Raw genomic sequence first — 22,630 nt, 5'->3', positions numbered from 1 at the left:
TGTCAGACTGTAGACCGGGTTGTTTTATTGATGGTGGCTTCGAGGGCTTCAGCCACCGGGTATTTGTCGGTGATCAGATATTCCGGGAGCTCTAAACACTCCCACATTTAAACTGTCAATCTCCAATCTCGCACTCATAACTCATAACTCATAACTCATAACCCAACAAACTCTCAAACTCTCAAACTCTATCACACTAAAAACCCTCTGACTCCCCCCTCCCCTCCAATGGCTCAGTTTTTGTTCCCGATAAAGCACTTAAATTATTAATATATCTAAATTATTGTATCATGATGAATAGCAAATTGTTCATTTTGGGAATTGCTTCTGCAGTATTCCTAACCTCGTGTAATCAAAAAGAAAAAACCACTGAAACTACTGCCGGCACAACAGACTCTGCGACAGTGCAAGCCACACCTTCTGACAGTATTACGAAAGCAACTCCAACTGCGGCCGGTGATACTTCGGAAAATTCTCTGGACTGGCCCGGAACGTACGAAGCGGTAGTCCCTTGTGCTGACTGTCCGGGAATTAAGACTTCCCTTACGCTTAACAATAACAAAACATTCACTATTACGGAGGAGTATATCGACCGGAATTCTAAAAGTGAAGATAAAGGAACATTTGAATGGGATGCTGCCGGAAGCATAATTACGTTAAAAGGAAAAACAGCCAGCTACAAATATAAAGTAGGCGAAAATAAGCTTTTCCAGCTGGATATGGACGGTAAGGAAATTACCGGACCTAATAAGGATTTATATATTTTCAAGAAAAAATAAAGGCTCAGGCCTTTATTTTTTTGAACTTTCTAAAACTGATACGCTTTAATTTTCGGATCGTCAATAAGGCTTTTCACCACCTCATCATGCCTGGAATGCTTTCCTGTCAGTCTCCAGGTTACAGAGATGCTTTCCTGTGTATATTGCAGTTTCAGCATAAAGGATTTCAGGTGATGATCCTTAAATATTTTTTCACAGTGTTTGATATCCTCTGATGTGCTTACGACTATTTTATATTCTATGATTTTATGGCTGCCGTCTATAAACCCCTGAAGATAGATGAGTGCACTCAGAATCAGGAGTACCAGTGCCGTTCCCAGAAGGGAAAGATAAACATATCCGGAGCCTACCGCCATCCCTATTGAAGCAGTCGCCCAGATGGTAGTTGCTGTAGTGATTCCGTCTATCTTATTATCCCCTTTAAAAATTACCCCTGCCCCCAGGAAACCTATTCCGGTGATGATATTGGCTGCCAGACGGTCCGGGTTTTCTACTCCTATTTTAATGGAAAGAATTGTAAAGAGGCAGGATCCGAAACACACCAGGATAAAGGTTCGCAATCCCGCTGATTTGTTCCGGTATTCGCGCTCAGCACCGATCAGCAGCCCGAGAAGGACAGAGATAAGTATGAGCAGCAGCTCATTCTGAACCGCATAATGATCCTGAAGAAATTCCATGGTGCAGGGTTTTACATTAATAAAATTACAATAAAAAAATGTATCGCCCTATTTTTATGCTGCTGTTGCTTTTGTTGTGGCTTAAAATTCCGATTTACAAGAAAAGTTTTGTAATATTACATTTTAGTATCAGCAAACAGATTCACCATGACCCCAATATTTTTTGCCACCAAGGAAGAATTCAGAAAGTGGTTGGAAGAAAACCATACCCGGGAAAAAGAAATTCTGGTGGGCTTCTATAAAAAAAGCACCGGGAAACCTTCGATGAACTGGTCCGAATCTGTGGATCAGGCCCTGTGCTTCGGATGGATAGATGGTGTCCGGAGGTCTTTGGATGCCGAAAGCTTTTCCAACCGTTTTACCCCAAGAAAGCCGAACAGTAATTGGAGCCTGATCAACATTAAAAAAGTTGAAGAACTTATCAAAGCCGGGCTGATGACCCCTGCAGGGCAAAAAGCATTTGAAGCAAGAAAAGAGGATAAAACAGGAATCTATTCTCATGAAGCAGAGCATATTATTCTTGATCCTTTATATGAACAACAGTTTAAAACTTATAAAAACGCCTGGGAATTTTTTGAAAAACAGGCTCCTTCTTACAAAAGGACGATCATTCACTGGCTGATGAGTGCCAAACAGGAAAAAACAAGACTTTCAAGACTTGAAAAAGTGATTCATGAAAGTGGGCAATTAAAAAGATTACAATAAGAAACATTATACTTAAAAAAATAATTTATGGAGAAAGAGATTTCACACTTTTGGCTGGGATATTTTAAAAATGAGGAAGATTTTTATGATTTTGTGGAAGAGGATGAAAGGTATTATACGGAAGAAGAAAATGAAGACCTGTATGTTTCAAAATTCGCAGAATCACAACACATACAGTGGTTTGATTACGATTTTGCAGAGTATGGTTTTGAAGAGGAAAGTTTAGGCATCTATGAAAAATTTACAGATTATTCCTATGCAGACCAATGGCTTCCGGCTGTTGAACGAAAGATCAATGAGCTGGGTCTGGAAACTCCGGTGAATGCCATTATTTTCACCAGCAGGCATGTGATTCCCAAGCCGGTTTCTGTGAACGATGAGGAATATGCTTTATACTATATCGGCGAGATAGAATATAATATCTAGCTTTGCAAATGGTTTAATACATAAAGGATCATTACAACTTATCATGAGTTTTGTGGTCCTTCTTTGTTTTGAAAGACTTCAGATTATTCCTATTTTTAAGTACCTTAGACTTAATAAACGATCATGAGACAGTTGTTTTTTATTTTGATGATATCTTACGCATCACTTGTTTACGGACAGGATAAATGTATATTAAAACTTGAATCAAGTACTGCCAGCCTTCAAACCAAAGGAATTGTGGAAATTTCCGTTATCAATGCAGGGACTAAAAAAGTGAAAATCAATAAACATTATTCTCCATACAGGCTGCAGCTTGAAAACATCCGGGAAAATACCAACAGCGGTGAAAATAAAATAAGGTATATAGCTGATGTAGATTGTTTTACCGACTGTATCAGAAAAACTGTAAAGCTAAGGCCGGGAGAAAAGTATATGTATACTATCCCCATTAAAGAAACCATACAATATACCAAACTGCTCAATGGCAGGAATTATACTTTCCATTTCTTTTTCGATCTTATTGACCTGACTCCGGAAAATTGCAGGCTATCCAAACCTGCTGATGAAGAGATCAGCTATACAAAAACAGATCATCAATAGATCCACCCGCTCCAACCTTAACCATTCATCAATAAAAGTAAGCGAAAATCGTAAATTATCAGAAGAAAATCTTATTTTTAAGTAAGCTAAGATTTCTGCTATGTACAAAAAACTTATTGCTTTCAATGTCTTGATCATATTGCTTGTAACCATAGTGTATATCGGGGAATCTTATTTTCTCAATTATCCTATGCAGTTTGACCTATGGTATCTGATCAGGGAGTCTCAGATCCAATACCTTCCGGCAGTTTTTGCGGTGACTGCACTGGCTTCCTTCCTGATCAGCAGTCTGGACTTTAAAAAACTGAACTTTAAAAGTAAATTTTTAAGTGTATTTCCCATTGTTAATTTACTGGCTGTGGCATTTTTCGTGTATATAGCTGCAGATGGATATATCAAAAACAAAAAAGAACTGACGAAGCTGGAAAATGATTATATCAGGGAAGCTGAAAAGGATATTAAAAATGATCTGATTGTTCACAGATACGGAGGTTTCGTCCTACCTGCCTATGATGAAAAAACAGCAAGACTCATTGACAGCATTTACAGAAAGTATGGAACTACTTCAAAGAATACGGGTTGTACTGTTGATCGTATAGACCTTAAAGCTCAGGAAAAATACAACGAGCTCACTGATGTCTATCTGGAAAAAAGGAATGGAAAAGGATGGGAGGAAAGAATGGAAAAGGAAATTGAGGAAGTGAAGAAAATATCCGGAAAATAAATAACATAAATCAGCAATGATTTTAGGACTTAAAAAATAAAACTATTTTTACGGTCAATGAATATTTATTCTACTCTTCAAATGGGAGATTATCATACCCATCACTGTGAAGATGATTTAATCATAAAAAAAATTGGATCCGATAAGATCATATGTGCTGTGATGGACGGTTGCTCAACAGCCATGGATAGTCATTTTGCCTCAACCCTTACAGGGAAAATCCTGCGAAAAACTGCAATTGAAAAAGGTTATCAGGAGCTTTATGAAAAGTCCTGTCCAAAAGATTTGGAAGAAGAACTGAAAGAAATTGTTGAAAATCTATTCAATGAGCTGGTATCAACCAAAAACAGGCTTATGCTTGATGAAAAAGAACTTTTAACAACAGTAACCATTCTTCTATATAATATTAAGAATGATAAGGGTATTATTCTGTCAGTTGGTGATGGCGTAATTAATGTTAATGGAAAAATAACAGAATTCGACAGAGATAATAAACCTGATTATATGGCTTATCATCTTCATGAAAATTATGACACCTGGTATGCCCGCCAGAATCAGAAAGTATTCTTTGATAAACTGAAGGATGTTTCTATCGCTACCGATGGTATTCTGACTTTTTCTCCAATCAAAATAACGGATCATGACGAAAAAATTGATCCAGTTAAATATTTGATAACCGATTCCTCACAGGACGAAACAGAAGAAATGCTGAATAAAAAGCTAAAAAAACTGGAACATCATTATGGTCTAAAACCAACAGATGATCTTGCTTTGATCAGGTTAATACGAAAAATATAATTTTATTATCTTGGTGAAACAAAATAATTACTGAAGAGGGCCGTAAAATGACACAAAACTAATTTACTTCAATGAAGAATATAGTTTCTAAATAGTAATTTTGCTTATTATCCTGCATTATTAAGCAAATTCACCACACCAAAAAACAAAACCTTGAAAAGAAATCTCCTGCTGCTTACTTTATGCCTTCTGGTGCTCTACTCCTGTAAAAAAGAGAAAAAACCGGAGACAGGCAATAAAAACAATACCCTTCCTGCAAAAAATGTAAAAAGTGACTCACTGAATCATTTTTCTGAACAGCAACAGGCATCTGACAGCGAAAAAAAACCATCTGACCTCGTTCCGCACGGTTATGAGATTCAATATGATGCAAAAGGAGATCTTAATCTGGATGGCCTGACTGACGCTGCACTAATTATCCGGAAAAAAGATGATACCCTTGCGGCAAGAAAAATGCTGATTCTTTTGAAAAATAAAGATCAGATTTATCGTCTGTACAAAACTTCAGACACCGTTTTACCCGATGAGTACAACGAAGCTGGATATAAGATGCATGACCCGGAAGATATTTCCATTAAAGAAGGAGAACTGCATATTGATCTGTATGATGCCGGACCTTATGGAAATCAGTTCAGCAGGTTCAGGTATATGGATGGTGAACTTATTTTAATTTATCTTGAGACATACAATATGGGAGCAGGATCCCATTCTGCCCTGTTTTATCAGCCTTTGAAGGGAAAAGTGACCCATGATGTGATCAATACCCTGGACGAAGAAATGCCTTCAAAATCCAAAACCATCTTCATTAAAAAGGAAAAATATGTATTTGAAACAGCTTCTCCTGATGATATTGTACGGAATATATATGATGACGTCGATGGGTAATTTTTTTTATTTCACTACAAAACTACCCCAAAAGTAGTATTTTGTGGGAAATTTATACTTAATATCTTTACCGCGTATTCGTTTGAATGAAATAACCATTCTTCTGGAATACGGGCCTTAAAAAAACAAGCGAAGGTAAAATCGATGAGGTGAAAAATGATTACAAAAAATTTGCTGCATAAAGCAGAAAGTTTGGGAAGGCTAAAGTGTTAGTCTTCTTTTTTATTTTACAGGATTTTATTTATACAATTTCCCCAATGACGAAATAAAAAAATAAGGTGAGCTAAAAACCCACCTTACCATATTTTGTACTATTTATTTAATGCGCTTCCAGCCAGTTATTCCCCACTCCTACTTCTACCAGCAACGGAACCTTTGTTTCCAAAGCGCTTTCCATTTCGGTTTTGATCAGTTTTGATGCGGCTTCAATCTCTTCTGCCGGAGATTCAAATATAAGTTCGTCATGCACCTGAAGAAGCATTCTGGTCTGCAGCTGCTGTGCTGTAAGTTCCTGGTCAATTTTGATCATGGCCAGTTTTACGACATCCGCCGCACTTCCCTGAACCGGGGCGTTTACGGCATTTCTTTCCGCATGGCCTCTTACCACAAAATTATTGGAATTAATATCCTTCAAATGACGTTTTCTTCCTAGAATAGTTTCCACATACCCCACCTGACGGGCTTTACTCACCTGTTCCGCCATATATTCCTTTAATTTCGGATAGGTTTCAAAATAGGCTTCGATCATCTGCTTCGCTTCCGTTCTGGAAAGTCCGGTCTGCTCTGCCAACGCAAAAGCTCCCTGTCCGTATATAATTCCAAAATTCACGGTTTTAGCCTGGCTTCTCTGGGTTTTGGAAACTTCTTCCAGAGGAATTTTAAAGAGTTTTGCCGCCGTAGAAGCATGAATATCTTCGCCATCCTGGAAAGCCTGGATCATATTTCCTTCTCCCGAAATCTCGGCGATCAGTCGAAGTTCGATCTGTGAGTAGTCGGCAGAGATGATTTTTTTTCCTTCTCCGGACACAAAGGCACCCCGAATCTGCTGTCCGCGGACGGTTCTGATCGGGATGTTCTGAAGGTTTGGATTTACGCTCGCCAGTCGGCCGGTTGCAGCCGTAGTCTGGGAGAAATTGGTATGTACCCTCTTGTCCTGCTTATCAATCTGCGATGGCAGGGCATCTACATAGGTTGATTTTAATTTCTGATAGGTTCTGTATTCCAGGATATGCTTGATGATTTCATGTTTTGAGGAAAGCTTCTGCAAAACATCTTCAGAAGTGGCATACTGTCCTGTTTTTGTTTTCTTGGCTTTAGGATCCAGCTGCATTTTCTCGAACAGGATTTCCCCAAGCTGTTTTGGCGAATTCATATTGAATTCTTCCCCGGAAAGTTCAAAAATTTTGGTTTCCAGCTGTCTCAGATCATTTTCAAGATCTATACTCTCCTGTGCCAGCCATTTTTCATCTAAAGAAATTCCCGAAAGCTCCATTTTGGCAAGAACTTCCATCAATGGCATTTCTATTTTAAAGAAAAGATCTTCAAGGTTCTCCTTTTTCAGCTGTGGTGCAAACAGCTCGTACAACTGGAAAGTTACATCTGCATCTTCTGCCGCATAATCGGTCTGTGTTCTCAGGTCCGCATCTCTGAACGTGCCCTGTTTTTTTCCTTTTTTCCCGATAATGGTTTCAATGGAAACGGGTTTGTAATTCAGGTATACTTCGGAAAGATAATCCATTCCGTGTCTTCCGTCCGGATTCAGCAGATAATGGGCAATCATGGTGTCAAACATGGCACCTTTTACCGTAATATCATACTGTTGTAATATTTTATAATCGAATTTCAGGTTGTGCGCTATTTTCAGAAGGTCTTCTTTTTCAAAGAACGGTCTGAAGATTTCAAGTGTCTGCAACACTTCACCCTTATCTTCGGATAAAGGAATATAATAGGCAAGGCCTTTTTTATAGGAAAAGCTCATTCCTACAAGTTCTGCTTCCAGTTCGTTTAATGAAGTGGTTTCGGTATCAAAGCAAACGGCTCTTTGTTTTAACAGATTATTGACCAGCACCTTCTGTGCTTTCGGATTGTCCACAAACTGATAAAGATGATCGTTGTGCTCGATATTGGATTTGGTGGAAGTCGCCTGTTCCAGTTCTTCAAAATTTGCGAAGAGATCAAGCTGCATTACCTGGCCTTTCACCTCTGTACCTGCCGGAGTCTCCTTTATTTCCACCTGACTTACCACCACGGTCTCTACAGGTGCAGAAGCGAAGGCCCGGTACAGGTTTTCATAAAGTCTCCTGAATTCAATTTCATCAAAAACTTCTTTTACTTTTTCAAAATCCGGAGTATCCAGATCATACTGTTCCTGATGGAATTCTACAGGGGCATCACAAATGATAGTGGCTAATTTTTTAGACAATATCCCGCGCTCTGCAGAAGCTTCTACTTTTTCTTTCAGTTTTCCCTTCAGCTTATCGGTATTGGCCAGCAGGTTTTCTATACTCCCGAATTCCTTGAGGAATTTCATAGCTGTTTTCTCACCTACTCCATCCAGGCCGGGAATATTATCCACAGCATCCCCCATCATGGCAAGGAAATCAATGACCTGTTTCGGATCTTCAATTTCATATTTTGCTTTTACTTCCTCAACGCCCAAAATTTCAATATCGCCACCTTTTAAGCCGGGCTTATAAATTTTAATTTTATCGGTAACCAGCTGGGCAAAATCTTTATCCGGAGTCACCATAAAAGTGGTATAGCCTTCTTTTTCCGCTTTACACGCGATGGTTCCTATCACATCATCCGCTTCATACCCTTCCACTCCCAAAATCGGAATATGCATCGCCTCCAGAATCCTGTGAATATATGGAACCGCAATTTTTATTGCTTCAGGAGTCTCGCTTCTGTTGGCTTTGTAGTCCGAATAATCGTCAGTTCTTACACTTGCCTGTCCTACATCAAAAACAACGGCCAAATGAGTTGGCTTTTCTCTTCTGATCAGCTCGATCAAAGAGTTCGTAAAACCAAAGATAGCTGAAGTATCCAGGCCTGTGCTGGTTAATCTCGGATTCCTGATCAGTGCGTAATATCCTCTGAATATCATTGCATAGGCATCAATGAGAAAGAGTCTTTTATCTTGTGTTGCGTCCATAATATCTATAATGAACAAATATAAGAAAAAGGAATACTTTTTTGAGTGATGAGTGATGAATTATGAGTGATGAATTTCCAGGTGATGGAGTGAGAGCTTTGTGAGATTTCTGGATATGTGTTGAAGCATTTTTTTCTATTCCCTGCTACCTAATACCTGCTACCTAACACCAGCTACCTAAAACAAAAAACAGAACAGCATTTCTGCCATTCTGTTCAGTTGTTATTTTTTACTAAAAGACTTGGGTCTGTTGATTAAGCTCCAGGCCACATTCCACGGTACTCAGATGTACCAAGACCGATAACTTCCGCGCTTACTACAAAGCTGATCAGCATACTGTTCGTGTCTATTGCATCGAAGTCTACTTCGTGCTGGATTACATATCCGTTCTCCCATGTAAGAGTAGTTAGTGTACCTTCTTCGTGAGATTTATTGAAAGTAACCTCACCTGTTGTAGGCTTATACTTACCGTTCAATAAACTTTCCAGGATATCAGACTTTTCAGTAGCTTCTACTGTGATTTTGATTAAAGCATTGGAAGGATCAGATGCTACACGTCCTGAAACGTCTGTAGATCTTGATACGCTATAGTTAAGCTTTAATAATTTTTGTCCTTCTCCTCCGTTGAATTTTAAGATTCCTCTTGAATTTGCTGCCATGACTGGTGATTTTAATTGTTATATAATTTGTGAATAGTGATTGATTACAGAGCAAAGATAGACCCGAACCCGGTAAAGAAAAAGTTTTTGGATACAAATCTGAGATATTGTAGTAATACTACGATTTGGTGTAGTAATTCTACTACTTTTGACTTAACATAATACGGAAAGCTCTGTTTATAAGATATTTATTGGAATCATAATAATGTATAAAATTTATTTTTTACACTTTGTGGGGAAATATAATATGGGGAATTATTATCTTTTTTTGTTTTTGAGTACTTCATAAAAAAAGACCTTATTCAGGTCTTTTTTATTTATTTAATTTAAGCATTATTGGCTACAACATTTATTCCGTTTCCTGCATCCTCAGCCATCGCATTAGCCAGTGCTTTTCGTGATTCTTCCGAAAACCCGGTAGCAATGAAAGGGAAAAAGAAGCCTATAAAGCCTCCACCTTTTACCCCAAGCTTTCCAATGTTCTTTATATTCTGGAGTTTTAACGCAGGTAATTCTTTTGCCAAATTAGGAAGATTTCGAGGTCTTACTCTTCCCAATCCATCTTTTGCAGTCTGTACAAGCGATTCAGAATATTTCCCGTTACGAATATTCTCTACAATTGCTTTTCCTTCAGGTGTTTTCCAGACTTCTCGTGAATTTACCCCTTCAAGAGCAGATAAATCCCTTGATAATGCTGTCCCTTGTTTTATTTCTATGAGATTTTTCTGCCAATCCTGAACATACCATTTTCCATTGAAAAATATAGGTGTCTTACCATCTCGGCTGGCTAATCCACCTTTTTCATTTAATTCTAAAATATCCGGGCTGGCAAGATCAGAAGGTGTTACACCCGCAAGACTTTCTGGCATATCTTTTAAATATCCCGGTATTCTGCTATTTTCATCAACTTTTTCATTCATATCCTGATAATGGGTATTGTCCTGTAATGAGCCATCTCTAATCCACTCCCTTTCCCAATAGGTTCCTTCATTCATAACGGCCATGGTTCCACCCATCCATAGTAAAGTTTTTGCTATTCCCATTTCTACCCCTGCGATAACAATTCCCGCTCCGCCAAAGAAAGAGGCAAAAGCATTCAATCCTATTTCTGTATTATTATTAGAGCTAATTTGCTCAGCATATTTTTTTGCTATTGCATAACTGAAAATTGGGGTAAGTATTCCTCCTGCATCACAAACTAACATTGAGTTTTGTGTAATTGCATTTTTTTTATCAAATTTTACGGTCTGATGTTCTAACTTCCAGGTTCCTTTTTCAAGAGATCCGGTACATAAATGATTTATTTTTGTACCATGATAAACAGCTGCTCCTGCGCACAGCAGCACTCCTGCTCCAACGGCTAATGCTGCCCACCCAACAGGACCTGACAAGACTAAAAGAGCACCCACAATAAGTCCTGCCCCAAAACAAATAAATCCCCACATTGCATTTTTAGGACTTTTACAAGGAAATTCTTTATCTCTAATATTTTTATCTATAACAGTGAGTAAGGGTCTTGTTTTATCCTGTCCATAAAATACAGTTGGACTCTCCCTAGTATCAATAAACTGTCTTGGTTCTGTATCTGTCTGAAATGTACAAATGGCATATACATCTTTAGGTATGTAAGAAGCACTCATAATATTTTTTTTATTTTATTGAATACCAATAAATGTTTTGAAAATTTTTCTTTTCTATTTTTGAAACATGCAGTTCTTTTTGAGCAGCCTTCAAAAATTTCTTTAAGTTTTCCCCTTTTTCTTCTTCATATTTATTTTTATATTCAACATCGTTAAGATAAATTTTAGAATTATTCACCAAACAAATTTTGAAATATATTTTGGAATTTTGTAAAGAAGGTGCTTTGGTTTCATAATCATATGCATAAAATCCTTTGATATCAGATTTTAGATATTTTTCGGCTTGTTGCTTTCCCTTTTGTATAAAAAGGTGATTATCATCAAACCAAATTCTAACCTGGACAGATAAAGCCTTTAAAATTAAATAGCATGTGCCAAAATAGAAAAGCGTAAAAAACATTACAAAAGATAGCCTGAACATCCCTTTAAATAGCAGATAATACAAAGCTCCATAGAAAATCATACATGGGATAATCACAAGCAGTGTTTTGGCTACATGATATGGTAAAACATTCTTAAATATAAAACCCTTATTCTCGATCATAATAAACGATATCTAATAATCAATTTGTTTTAAATCAAATTGTGTTATAAACTGATAGTTGTTTTTCACCTCTTCTTTCATGAGCGCAGAAGCATTTACAATAATTCCTGTCTTTTTATCAACCATTCTTCTGATCCGATAATCATAATTGTATTCACTAAAACCATATTCTATAATGGGTCTGTAAAATTTATTATATTGTTCCTCTAAAACAGCATTATCAATCTTTTCTCGTAACAGGGTTCCTACTGTCCTATATTCTATAAAATAATCATCTTCCTTGATTATGGTATGATGAAGCTCCAATTCTATAGGAATATCGACGAATATCTGAGAAATAAATTTTAATATTTGATTTGTACCTCTTTTTTTATGCGCATCAAAATCATTAAATAGGACATGATAAAGAAGTGATTTGTCATATGTTTTTCTCAGATTATTCTCATTTTCAAATTCCAGACCACCTCCCTTAATAATATCTTCTGCAGCTTTAGCATTAATTTTCCGGACCTGTTTGTAAAATTCTGAACTGGCTAACCTTGGTTTAAAAAGTTCCCATTTTTCCTTTATTTCAGAATAATTTACTACCTGTTTTATTGTATTATCTGTATTTAAATCAAAAACAACATTTTCTTTATCAAACTCAAGATCCTTTACAGCTTCTATGGCAAGACCAAGGTTTTCCGGATTAATTTTATATAAATATTCTTTTAGCTTGACCCTGGCTTTTGCCTGTTGCAGGTTTTTTTCAACCGTATATTCCTTCTTGGTGTTACAGTGAAATGATATTCTGTCCTCAAGTTTTGTGGTATTAAACTGCTCACATCTATATCGTATTTTCTGCTGATAATCCCTCCCTTCGAAGGCTTCAGCAGCCTTCTTCATTTCATCTTCACTTTTTCTTTCTAAAAGTAAATATTTTAGATGGATGGGTAGCTTATTACCTATTATTAAACCCGTTGTTCCAGAATGTTCATTGTGAAAATTAATTATTTCATTAACTGTAAGTTTATTATCTTGTGCTATAGATTCTAAAGTATCTCTTTTTTTTATTTCGTATTTTATAAATTCCATTTCTAATTTATATCTACAGATGATCCTGTTATAATAGTACTTCCGTTAAAAACTGCTTTTGCCGTACCTGTTCCTTTAACCTCCACCTCACTGCTTGTAATCGAGATCTTGGTTCCCGTAATAATAATTTCGCTGCTTCCCACTTTGAGCGTTATTTTATCAACACCTGTTAGGTCAATAACACCGGCATTATCCATTTTAAATACACTCTTTCCTTTTCCTACTTCTACTTTATGGGTATTTCCTATATCTGAAATATGGTCGCATCCTACCTCCAGCTTTTTATTGTTTCCTACTTTATCCGTTTTATTATTTCCTACGGTTTTCGTACTGTCATTGTTCGCATTGTGAACCACATTTCCGGCTCCGTCAAAGAACATATTGGCTCCGCCCTGGTCTTTCAGGTTCATGGATCCTGCTCCATTGTCATATTTTAGTTCAGCACCGCTTCTTCCGCTAAAGCTCATCACATTATTTCCGGCTCCTCCACCGGCTCCTATTGCTCCATGGAACATTCCTCCCATCACAAAAGGACGGTCCGGATGCTGGTGCACAAAATTCACGATTACCTGGTCATTCACTTCGGGAACAGACATAAACCCGCGGTTTTTGTTTACTTTATCACTGCTTCCGGCGTCCGGGGACATGACGCGGATGAATTCCGTAGTGTCCTGTCCTGACTGCCAGTCAAACTGCACTTTTACCCTTCCCTGGTTTAAAGGATCTGTATTGGAAATCACTTTTGCAAACTGTGGTTCAGCTTTTGGATTTTCAAATTCCGGGCGGGGAATAAATCCGGTGTCTGCTGCAATGGCTTCAAAAGTTCCGTCATAGTAGCCTCTGGCATCTACCTCATGGGTAGCTCCTATGATCATTAATTTTGTAAAATACGCGGTATCATTGGTATCTGCTTTACGCATTTCAATATCTGCGGTACATCCCGGATACAGGAACGGAACGGTTGTAGATCCAGAAGTAATGAAAACCTCAGAAGCCTTACTTCCCGCAGTTCCTTTCTGGGAAGCATCAATATCCATAAATGAAGTTGCTTTGATTGGGGCAACTCTTAAAGATGGGGTTTTAAAGGTCCTTTCTGAAATTTCATAAGCCCGTTTGGCAATATCTGAAGTATGACTGATTTTGGAACTTCCGGTGGTCAGCTTTTCATTTTTACTGCTGTTGTAGCCATAAAAGCTTGGACTTACGTGCTGGGCTTTCATTTTGATGGCAATATCGCTTACACTGCTTCCATAGGTAAGCTTAACCGGCTTTTCCTGAGGCGGAAGTTTCCCGAAATGCAGTACTTCCCCGTCATAATAAAACTGTTCTCCATAAGCCTCCGCAATTCTTGCCAGATAATTATAGTGCGTTTCTTCGTATTGGGAGCTGTAAGGAACGTTACCGTGCTGTGCATCCACTCTGAAATCGAATTTATTTTGTCCCAAGCCTTCTTTGATTACATGATCTGCAATACTGTTCATACTCACTTCCTGCCCGCCTCCAAAACTCTGAATGTGAGGAGCAGCGTCCAGTAAAACGGTAGGGCTAAAACCTGTAAGAACAATATTTCCAAGGCTGCCTTTCTCCTGGCTAAAGCCCACTTCCGTAATCACTCCAACGAAATTACGTTCCGGTCCCTGTTCAATATCTTTATATTTGAACACCACGGTGATTCTTTTTCCTAAAAAGTTCTGGGCTTCCTGTAAATTATGATTCTCAGGGCCGCCCAGTGTATCGTGGGCCAGCATCAGGCTGAATTCATGATGTCTGGAAGCGCTCTGTACGAGCTTAAAATGCTTAAAATGCTTGATCAACTGTCCTTCAATCACAATATCAAGCATGACAACGCGATTGATTCCTGCAATATAACTTTCCGGAATTGCAGCCGCGTTATGTATTTTGGAAGTCGGCTGTTTAGACCATACTTTATTTTCTACAATTGATGGGTTGTTGGGTACCAGATTCTGGTTCATAAACATTTTAGAACCCTGAGGGGTACCCGAGTAAATTTCCTGTGCTTTTTTGGCAGATTTCTTCACCGCTTCATCAGCTTTCTGAAGCTTATCCTCTATTTTCTGTGTGGCCATATTCTCAGCATTTTTAAGCTGATCCCCTGCTGTATTTTTTATACTGCTTTTCGGGCTTTGTACTTTTATCGATTGGTCATCTTTAAACATAATGAGTGTTTTTTGTTTAGATTATACAATAAAATTAAATAGCTTCCAGATACTTACAGCAATATGGAGGCCGTTTTTTATTCTTAAACAGTTGGTATAAGAATTTGGGCTGGATGGCTATTTTTCATTCCTGCTATACACAAATGACAAAAACAGAACAGTATATTCTTACGAATACACCGTCCTGTACCAATTTATTTTTACTAAGATGATTGTCCAGATTATTTTCCGTCTGAAGGCCATTCTGCTAAGTAAGAAGAATTACCCAGATCGATTTGTTCTGCACTTACTACAAAGCTGATCAGCATACTGTTGTCATCAATAGCATCGAAGTCTACTTCGTGCTGGATCACATATCCATTTTGCCATTTCAATGTAGTTAATGTTCCTTCTTCGTGAGATTTGTTAAAAGTGATTTCTCCCACAGTCGGCTTGTATTTTCCGTTTAATAAGCTTTCAAGAATGTCCGATTTTTCAGTAGCTTCTACTGTAATTTTGATCAATGCGTTGGAAGGATCTGATGCTACACGTCCTGAAACGTCTGTAGATCTTGATACGCTATAATTTAGCTTTAAAAGTTTTTGACCTTCTCCGTTGTTGAATTTTAAAATTCCTCTTGAATTTGCTGCCATGATTTGTAAATTTTAATTGTTAATATTTTGTGATTTGGTGATTGATTACATAGCAAATATATAACGTCCATTTTTGATAAAAAAGCTTTTGAACGTAAATCTGAAAATTTGTAGTAATTCTACGATTTGATGTAGTAATTCTACGACTATAGATTTAAGACAATAATATAACCAACTGAAAATAAAAACATTAAAATTAAATATCAATCATATTTTAAATTATTTTTTTACACTTCAAAGAGAAATATTAACGTATTTTAAGAGTAATTTCGACAACTTTTAACAACTTCGAAGATCTTATAAGTTGTATTAAAAAAGCCGTAACTTTTGTTACGGCTCTATGAGTTAATATTCTTATCAGGGTTATTGCTGTGCCCTGCTTCCTTCTTTGATGGAGCGGGAAAGGATCTTGGTTTTCTTCAAAAGAAAATCCGGCATCAGGTCGGTAGGAAGATACAGAGGGCTTTCACCTTTTTTCTGCAGCTCTTCTACGATCCCCGGGTTCCAGGCAAGTATTTCATTCACCTGTACATTCAGCTCATTGGCAATGACGTCCAGATTAAACCCTGCATTAATCTCTGTTTCCTGAAGAGATACTCCCTGGTTCACACTGCTTCTGTCACCTGCAAAAAATACTTTATTAATTCTTGAAGAATTGTAATTATTCAGAACACTCGGTAATTCACCGGTTGCATAGCATGCGTTCAGATACTTATTCACATGATTAATGGTTTCTCCCGGAAGATATTTGGAATACAGATGGTATTGGGTAGATCCTGCAGCCTGCATGGCTTTGGCGATATTCCCTTCACCACAGTTGTAGGCAGCTACCACCGTTATCCAGTCGCCATATTTTTTGTACAGATTTTTCAGGGAAATAACTGCTGTTTTGGTACTTTTATACACATCGGTGCGCCCCTGGTCCGTAAGTCCGTACTGGTTGGCATGCGCCGTCATAAACTGCCACATTCCTACCGCTCCGGCTCCCGAAGTGATATTTCTGTTAAAGTGTGATTCTATCAGGGCAAGGTTTCTTAAATGTTTTGGAAGGCCTCCCTGTAACAATGACTGTTCAATAAATTCAACAATATCCTTATTTGAATTAATAATGGTATTGTATTTTCTCACACTGCTTTCTGAAGTATCCGTTGCAGTAAGAAATTGTGCGTTCACCATTACAAAAGTCCCTGCAAGCATGAATCCTGTAAAGATATTTTTAAATAGGGTTTTCATTTTAATAGGTTTTATGGCTAAAAGGTAAAAGGGCTAAAAAGCAAATTTGCCAATCAGCCTTTTTACTTTAATATTATTCTACCTTCCAGATCAGTTTGGATTCTTCATTATTCCAGTCTACATGCATGGTCTGGCCGGTTTTTACCTCTTCTCTCACAATCATTTTGGAGATGGGTCTTGCAAGCTGTGCGCGGATCACTCCGGAGATCTGTCTTGCTCCATATTTGCTGCTGAATCCTCCCAGCGCCAGGTTCTTCACGGCTTCATCACTAATTTTCAATGCCATCCCCAGCCTTGTCAGTGAGGTATGAAGTGATCTAAGCTGGATATTGAAGATCCTTTCTGCAATAGATTCTGTGATTGGTGCAAAAGGAATAATTTCGGTGATTCTTGCCAGAAATTCCGGTCTGAATCTTCCTGAATTGGACATGATCTGCATCAGCGACGATGATTCCGGAACTTTTCCTTCTTCAAACTGTTTTACAATTTCTTCACTTCCAATGTTTGACGTAAATAATATCAGGGCATTGCTAAAATCTCCTTCTTTCCCCAGTTTATCGTGAACTTTCCCTTCATCCATAATCTGTAAGAATACATCAAAAACGGAATGGTGGGCTTTTTCAATTTCGTCAAATAAAACTACGGTATACGGCTGCTGCCTGATCTTGTTGACCAGCATTCCCCCTTCTTCGTATCCCACATATCCCGGAGGCGCGCCGTACAATAATGCAGCGGAATGTTCTTCTTTAAATTCAGACATATCAAAACGTACCATCGCTTTTTCGTCATTGAAGAGCAATTCTGCCATCGATTTGGCAAGTTCCGTTTTCCCGGTTCCGGTAGGTCCAAGCAGGAAGAATGACCCGATTGGCTGACCAGGCTTGTTCAATCCGCTTCGGTTTTCAACAATGGCGTCTGATAAGATTTTCAGTGCATGATCCTGTCCTACTACTCTGTTCAGCAGAAGGGATTCCATATTCAGGAGTTTTTCTTTTTCCTGAGCCTGGATTTTTCCGATTGGAATATTGGTTTTTGCCGCCATCACTGCTGCCAGCTCTAGACGGTCTACTTTTTCTCTTTTTACGGCTGCATGCTGTAAAAGCTCTGCATAAGTATCGTCTATGATCTTATGAATCTGATCAATAGGCATGGAATTGTCTATGACCGGCTGCTCGTGCAGTGATCCCCAAAGAATAGGGCTTATTTTATCTCTTAACAGGTTATAATTCCAGATGAGTTCATTCGCCTGGTCTTTGGTATCTGCAAATTCTTCTTCTAGAATGGCTTCATAGGTTTCTTTCCAGCTCGCAAGCTCTTTTTCCGAAAGCTCGTCCAGCATTTTAATGGCTGCCATGGTTCTGTCCAGAAGGTCAATTGCCGCATCCGGCAGTTTTTTACCTTTTGCATATCTCTTGGCCAAACGAACGCATTCGCGGATAGATGTTTTTTCCACTTCAATGCCGTGATGCTTTTTATAGCCGTCAAGGAGCACATCAATCATTTTTACGCAGGTCTGCTCGTCCGGTTCATTCACTGTCAGAACTTCAAAACGACGGTTGAAAGCCTGTTCCGGCTCAATGATTTTCCTGTACTCTTCCTGTGTTGTAGCTCCTATAACAGTAATTTCGCCTCTTGCAAGTTCAGGTTTAAGAAGATTGGCTACATTTCCGATGCTTCCTTTTGGATCTAAAAGCGTATGGATTTCATCAATGAAAAGAACTGCCTTTTCAATTTTCTTACATTCGGTGATCACCTTTTTCAGGCGGTCTTCAATTTCGCCTTTATAGGAAGTTCCTGCTAATAAAGCTCCTGTATCCAGTTCAAGAAGAGTCGCGTTTTTAAGCATTTCCGGAACGTTTCCTTTGGTAATTTCTATGGCAAAACCTTCTACCAATGCTGTTTTTCCCACTCCCGGCTCACCGATGATGATCACATTCGGTTTGCTTCTCCGGCAGAGAATTTCAACAAGCATTCTAAGTTCTTTGTCTCTTCCTATGATGTTTTCCAGATCTCCTTTTCTGGCCTGTGCCGTTCGGTCAACACAATAGCTTTTAATGGAGGGAAAAGATGAATCTGTAAAATCTGCTCCGTTTGAAAACAACGATGAAAAATCACCGTCTTCTGATACGGCAAAAGGAGTATCTTTTCTGTATAAATTGAAGATCTCATGTTCTCTCAGGGGAAGTGATTTCAGCTGCTGAAGCGAGAAAACAACCTGAGGTTTTACTATGGCAGTTAGGATACAAATAGGGGTGATCTCATCCAGACCAAGCTTTAAACGGATGTCATCCGCTTCTTCGGTTAGGGTATCTACCGCATCATCCTGACGAACTTCATCCGGAAGATGGGCTGTTTTCGGATATTCTTCAATGCGGACGTCTGCCCATTCATAAAAGTAGCCGGGATCTTTATCTATGCTTTTAAGAAATTCGTTAAGACCAATGTCTTTATGCATTAAGGCCTGCAGGATATGCGGCCCGCCATAGGTAGCATTATAATTCTCCTTCGCTATCGACTGAGCAATATGAAATAGCTGTTTTACTGTTTCGTTGGTTACTAGTACTCCCATTTGTAATTTTTCTAATATTAATATGTCTGTGTTCTTTTTAGTTGTATCAGATTATTTGGTGTGATCTGCCTTCATATATCTTTTTACAAATATATCTTTTTTATGCAAAATGTATGAAGGATAAAGATAAGTAATTCTTGGATTAGAGAAGTAATAAGTTTTAAGTGTTTTTTTCATCTGCTTTTATCTGAAAATATCATTTACAGCACGTTAGACAAAAAAGACTATCTTTTGAGGGACAGTCTTTTTTTATGAATGTTGATGTGTAATAGTGTCTTAATTAACAGCTATTAATATTTTGTGATGTGGTGTGATTGTTTAACAAATATAGAGCGCATATTCCGATTCTGAAAGTATTTGGATATAAATTTCATATTTTGTAGTAATTCTACGATTTCTTGTAGTAATTCTACGACTATAGATTTAAAAATCGCCGCCATAGATCACTGTAAGCCACTTTATAATTATTGCTCCAATTCTGAAAATTCAGGAATTTTACACTTATTTGAGAAATAGGACCTATTTTTTCATCACACGAAGAGATTTCAGAGTCACGATTCGGGGATTTACTGTTTAAGTTTTAAAGATGTTTTGGGTTAGAGCGTTTTGGGGTTAGAGGGTTTCAGAGTGAGAGAGTTTGAAAGTATGGCTGAGTTATAAGTTATGAATTATGAGTTATGAGTTTTCGGATGCCGTGATGCGAGATCTGGGATCATGCAAGGCTGAGGGTTCAAATAACTGGAAATAGCAAAAGAAACTAAATAGTTGATCACCGACGAATATCTGGTGGCTGAGGGTCTCGAAGCCACCAGCAATACAACCACCCAACTTACAGTCTGACATCTGACATCTTGATTCTCTTCTATTCACATCAACAAAAAAAGCAGAAGTTAAAAACTCCTGCTTTTGATATAATAGACTATTAATTAATGTTTTGTGTATTCCGGCTCTTCAAAAATCTGGGTGCTCGGCATAAAGTACTCATTAAGCCAGTAGAAGGTCTGCCCGTTCTGCTGAATCTTTACAGCAGGACTGTTTCTGTGGATCAGCATTCTTTCTGCCAGGTTTTTATATTCTTTGAAGTATTTCCTTACGGTTTCCTTCAAAACGATCTTAGATTTTTTCCAGCCTTTCAGCTTGAATTTCGACATCAATTCTTCTTCTGAATTATCAAAACCTGTACTTATTCCTACGGCGTAAGACATCGGTTTTTCGTATAATTCAGATTTATCCAGGAATTTTAAAGTTGGATTATACTTTTTCAGAAGCCTGATGTATTCTTTAATAGCTCTGGCCTGGTTAAATCCAGGTTTGTCCGGTTCAGTTTTTAAATGAACTTCAGTATAGAAATTTTTAAGGTTATCATATTCTGTTTCAGAGATAAGAATTCCTTTTTCGATCCCTGGCTTATAATCTTTCAGGTCTTTCGGAATATATCCTTTTACGAGGAAGGGATTACCATAATTGATCAGCTGGGCTGCAATTCCTGCAGAAACCGGATTCGTAAGACCAGGATAGAGATATTTATACTTCAGATCCACATCTGTTTTCCCTGCTCCCACTGAAGAATGGAAATATTCGTTAAGCGACTTATCTATGGTCTGATTATCCAGTGTCACCTGTGCAATAAGGCTGTCAACCGATTTTTTTAGGTAACCAGGCGTCGTAACATCTCCTTTTTTAGGGAAAATAACGAATCCCTGAGACATACTCTGCTTTGGATAATCTAATGAGAAGAAACCTGCATCCCCTTCTACAAGGCTGAAATTATTTTTAGTAAGAACATCATATTGATTAATGATCTTCTGTTTTTTAAGTTCTGCAATATTTTTTGCGGTATTGGTCACTACATTTTCCGCCATCAATACAAAATCGTTGTAGGTATCGGATGATCTTGCACTGGTCTGGAACATGATCAGTCTTGCCTGTGCTTGTGTTAAGGAGCTGATTACACTGTACATATTTCCGCTCTGATTCGCAGAAGTTCCTACGGTAACCACAATGTTGGTTTCATCCGGAACATTGGCCAGTAGATTTCCTGCAGCAGTAAGAGCCTCTCCTACCGGCTGGTATCCGCTGTTGCTGGAACAGTTCATCTCATTGGTTCTCTGATCAATGAAAGTGGTGATTTTGTTATAATCCGTGCTTAGACTGGAAGCCAGTACATTTTCACCACATGGGTTATTTTTATATAAAACAACTCCATATTTCACTCCGTTAAAATAAGAAGGCTTTTCAAACCTAAGCTGCAGGTCCTGCAGAAGGGATTTTACAATAGGTGCATAAGGTGCATTGGGAGCACTCACATCTAATGCAAAAACGATATTGATATTTTTATCTCTTTCCGTGATTTCTCTGTAACGGTTGAAGTAAATAGCTTCACCCAAAACATTGAATATATAGTTTTTGCTATAATCCAGGATGTTGGTGAAATACTTTGTCTTCAGGTCAGCAGAAGGAGCTTCATTTAGTGGTAAACTTACAGGGTAAATATTTTCAAGAGGAGTTCTCTTGTTCACTTCGGAAAGCAGTATTGCCGTTTTGCTGTCATCATCCATTCCACCAGGGTATCCTTCATGTATCCCCAGTGTAGTTTCATTAATTCCGGTATCATTTTTAAGCTTAATGGCAGAACGCTCACCCCATGCAGAGATCACGTTGGCACTTACCCATCCGTACAGATTGGTACTGATGCTGTCTATGTCAATGGAAGGTTTCTTACCCACTAAAAAACGCTTATTGTTTTCCGCCTGTTTGTAGACGTAAACCATCTGCCCGTTAGGAATTTTAACATTAGCTGCTTCTATAAGACTTGGCGAATTGAACACCATAATGGAGTCATTCTTATAGTATCTTTCCGAGCTTCGGATCACTTCACTGTTATTAGGAACAACAGCCACTCTTACCGGGTAACCTGTCTGTTCGCTTTTTAAGGAATTATTCCACAGAAGAAGATCAGATTCCGGAATCCACCCGTATGTTTTAATGGATTTTGGTGAAACTTTTTTCATTAAAGCATCCGGAACATATTCCGCCACTTTTACCATTCCATCCCTGTTTTTCAGAACCATCAGGGGTTCCAGAAATTTAACTTCCTTATAGGATTTTTCATCGCTTTTATCAAGATAAGCCGTATTTCTGGATCTGTCTGAAATCACGATCCATGGAACGGATTTTTTCGGGTACCCGTTTACGACCTTTGAGTTGTCCACTGATCCGTATTGCGACGGTTCGGGTGTTTTCTTATATGGCAGTTTCACCTGACAGCTCGTTATTAATACTGATAATCCTATGTAATATGCTGCTAGAGGAAATTTATTTTTCATCCTATTTTATTTTAATGATTGGTGTAGC

At 38.2% G+C, this 22,630-nt stretch carries 18 protein-coding genes; 7 read left to right on the top strand and 11 right to left on the bottom strand.

What is annotated here, in order from left to right; all coding sequences use genetic code 11:
- Positions 1–290: 290 nt before the first annotated feature.
- Complete coding sequence (locus tag B7E04_RS08720; protein WP_228439870.1) at positions 291–779, top strand: copper resistance protein NlpE; 489 nt, start codon at positions 291–293, stop codon at positions 777–779.
- Between the two features lie 29 nt (positions 780–808).
- Here the strand turns inward: B7E04_RS08720 and B7E04_RS08715 are convergent, their stop codons facing one another.
- Positions 809–1,456, bottom strand: coding sequence for an MgtC/SapB family protein (locus B7E04_RS08715; RefSeq protein WP_080778296.1), 648 nt, complete (start codon positions 1,454–1,456; stop codon positions 809–811).
- Positions 1,457–1,603: 147 nt separating this feature from the next.
- Between B7E04_RS08715 and B7E04_RS08710 the strand changes: the two genes are divergently transcribed.
- From B7E04_RS08710 to B7E04_RS08685, 6 genes are all read left to right on the top strand, one after another.
- Positions 1,604–2,161, top strand: a complete 558-nt coding sequence (locus B7E04_RS08710) for a YdeI/OmpD-associated family protein (protein WP_080778295.1) — start codon at positions 1,604–1,606, stop codon at positions 2,159–2,161.
- A gap of 27 nt (positions 2,162–2,188) precedes the next feature.
- Positions 2,189–2,587, top strand: a complete 399-nt coding sequence (locus tag B7E04_RS08705) for an immunity 22 family protein (RefSeq protein ID WP_080778294.1) — start codon at positions 2,189–2,191, stop codon at positions 2,585–2,587.
- 123 nt (positions 2,588–2,710) lie between these two features.
- Positions 2,711–3,187: a hypothetical protein gene (locus B7E04_RS08700; RefSeq protein WP_080778293.1), complete on the top strand. Its 477-nt coding sequence runs from the start codon at positions 2,711–2,713 to the stop codon at positions 3,185–3,187.
- Between the two features lie 100 nt (positions 3,188–3,287).
- Entirely contained in the window at positions 3,288–3,911 is a 624-nt protein-coding gene (locus tag B7E04_RS08695) for an FEKKY domain-containing protein (protein WP_080778292.1), read from the top strand.
- 57 nt (positions 3,912–3,968) lie between these two features.
- The gene (locus tag B7E04_RS08690; protein WP_080778291.1) at positions 3,969–4,709 is read left to right on the top strand and encodes a protein phosphatase 2C domain-containing protein; all 741 of its coding nucleotides are present in this window, start codon (positions 3,969–3,971) and stop codon (positions 4,707–4,709) included.
- A 153-nt stretch (positions 4,710–4,862) separates the two neighbouring features.
- Positions 4,863–5,594, top strand: a complete 732-nt coding sequence (locus tag B7E04_RS08685; protein ID WP_080778290.1) for a hypothetical protein — start codon at positions 4,863–4,865, stop codon at positions 5,592–5,594.
- A gap of 319 nt (positions 5,595–5,913) precedes the next feature.
- On the opposite strand, the gene polA is transcribed toward B7E04_RS08685, so the two are convergent.
- From polA to tssR, 10 genes are all read right to left on the bottom strand, one after another.
- Positions 5,914–8,748: a DNA polymerase I gene (gene polA, locus B7E04_RS08680; protein ID WP_080778289.1), complete on the bottom strand. Its 2,835-nt coding sequence runs from the start codon at positions 8,746–8,748 to the stop codon at positions 5,914–5,916.
- Between the two features lie 254 nt (positions 8,749–9,002).
- Positions 9,003–9,407, bottom strand: a complete 405-nt coding sequence (gene tssD / locus B7E04_RS08675) for a type VI secretion system tube protein TssD (protein ID WP_080778288.1) — start codon at positions 9,405–9,407, stop codon at positions 9,003–9,005.
- A gap of 326 nt (positions 9,408–9,733) precedes the next feature.
- Complete coding sequence (locus tag B7E04_RS08670; protein ID WP_080778287.1) at positions 9,734–11,047, bottom strand: phage holin family protein; 1,314 nt, start codon at positions 11,045–11,047, stop codon at positions 9,734–9,736.
- A 10-nt stretch (positions 11,048–11,057) separates the two neighbouring features.
- The gene (locus B7E04_RS08665; RefSeq protein ID WP_080778286.1) at positions 11,058–11,591 is read right to left on the bottom strand and encodes a hypothetical protein; all 534 of its coding nucleotides are present in this window, start codon (positions 11,589–11,591) and stop codon (positions 11,058–11,060) included.
- Between the two features lie 12 nt (positions 11,592–11,603).
- Entirely contained in the window at positions 11,604–12,665 is a 1,062-nt protein-coding gene (locus tag B7E04_RS08660) for a LysM peptidoglycan-binding domain-containing protein (RefSeq protein ID WP_080778285.1), read from the bottom strand.
- 2 nt (positions 12,666–12,667) lie between these two features.
- On the bottom strand, positions 12,668–14,842 hold the full coding sequence (locus B7E04_RS08655; protein ID WP_080778284.1) for a type VI secretion system Vgr family protein: 2,175 nt from the start codon (positions 14,840–14,842) through the stop codon (positions 12,668–12,670).
- A gap of 221 nt (positions 14,843–15,063) precedes the next feature.
- Complete coding sequence (gene tssD, locus B7E04_RS08650; RefSeq protein WP_080778283.1) at positions 15,064–15,474, bottom strand: type VI secretion system tube protein TssD; 411 nt, start codon at positions 15,472–15,474, stop codon at positions 15,064–15,066.
- 363 nt (positions 15,475–15,837) lie between these two features.
- Positions 15,838–16,707: a lytic transglycosylase domain-containing protein gene (locus B7E04_RS08645; protein WP_080778282.1), complete on the bottom strand. Its 870-nt coding sequence runs from the start codon at positions 16,705–16,707 to the stop codon at positions 15,838–15,840.
- 73 nt (positions 16,708–16,780) lie between these two features.
- Positions 16,781–19,276 (bottom strand): ATP-dependent Clp protease ATP-binding subunit, encoded by a 2,496-nt coding sequence (locus tag B7E04_RS08640; protein WP_080778281.1) that lies wholly within the window; start codon positions 19,274–19,276, stop codon positions 16,781–16,783.
- A 926-nt stretch (positions 19,277–20,202) separates the two neighbouring features.
- The gene (gene tssR / locus B7E04_RS08635) at positions 20,203–22,602 is read right to left on the bottom strand and encodes a type VI secretion system protein TssR domain-containing protein (protein ID WP_080778280.1); all 2,400 of its coding nucleotides are present in this window, start codon (positions 22,600–22,602) and stop codon (positions 20,203–20,205) included.
- Between the last annotated feature and the right edge of the window lie 28 nt (positions 22,603–22,630).

Source organism: Chryseobacterium phocaeense, assembly GCF_900169075.1.
GTDB classification, from domain to species: domain Bacteria; phylum Bacteroidota; class Bacteroidia; order Flavobacteriales; family Weeksellaceae; genus Chryseobacterium; species Chryseobacterium phocaeense.
Note: the sequence above shows the minus strand (reverse complement) of the source record. Positions and strands in the feature narration are given on the sequence as shown.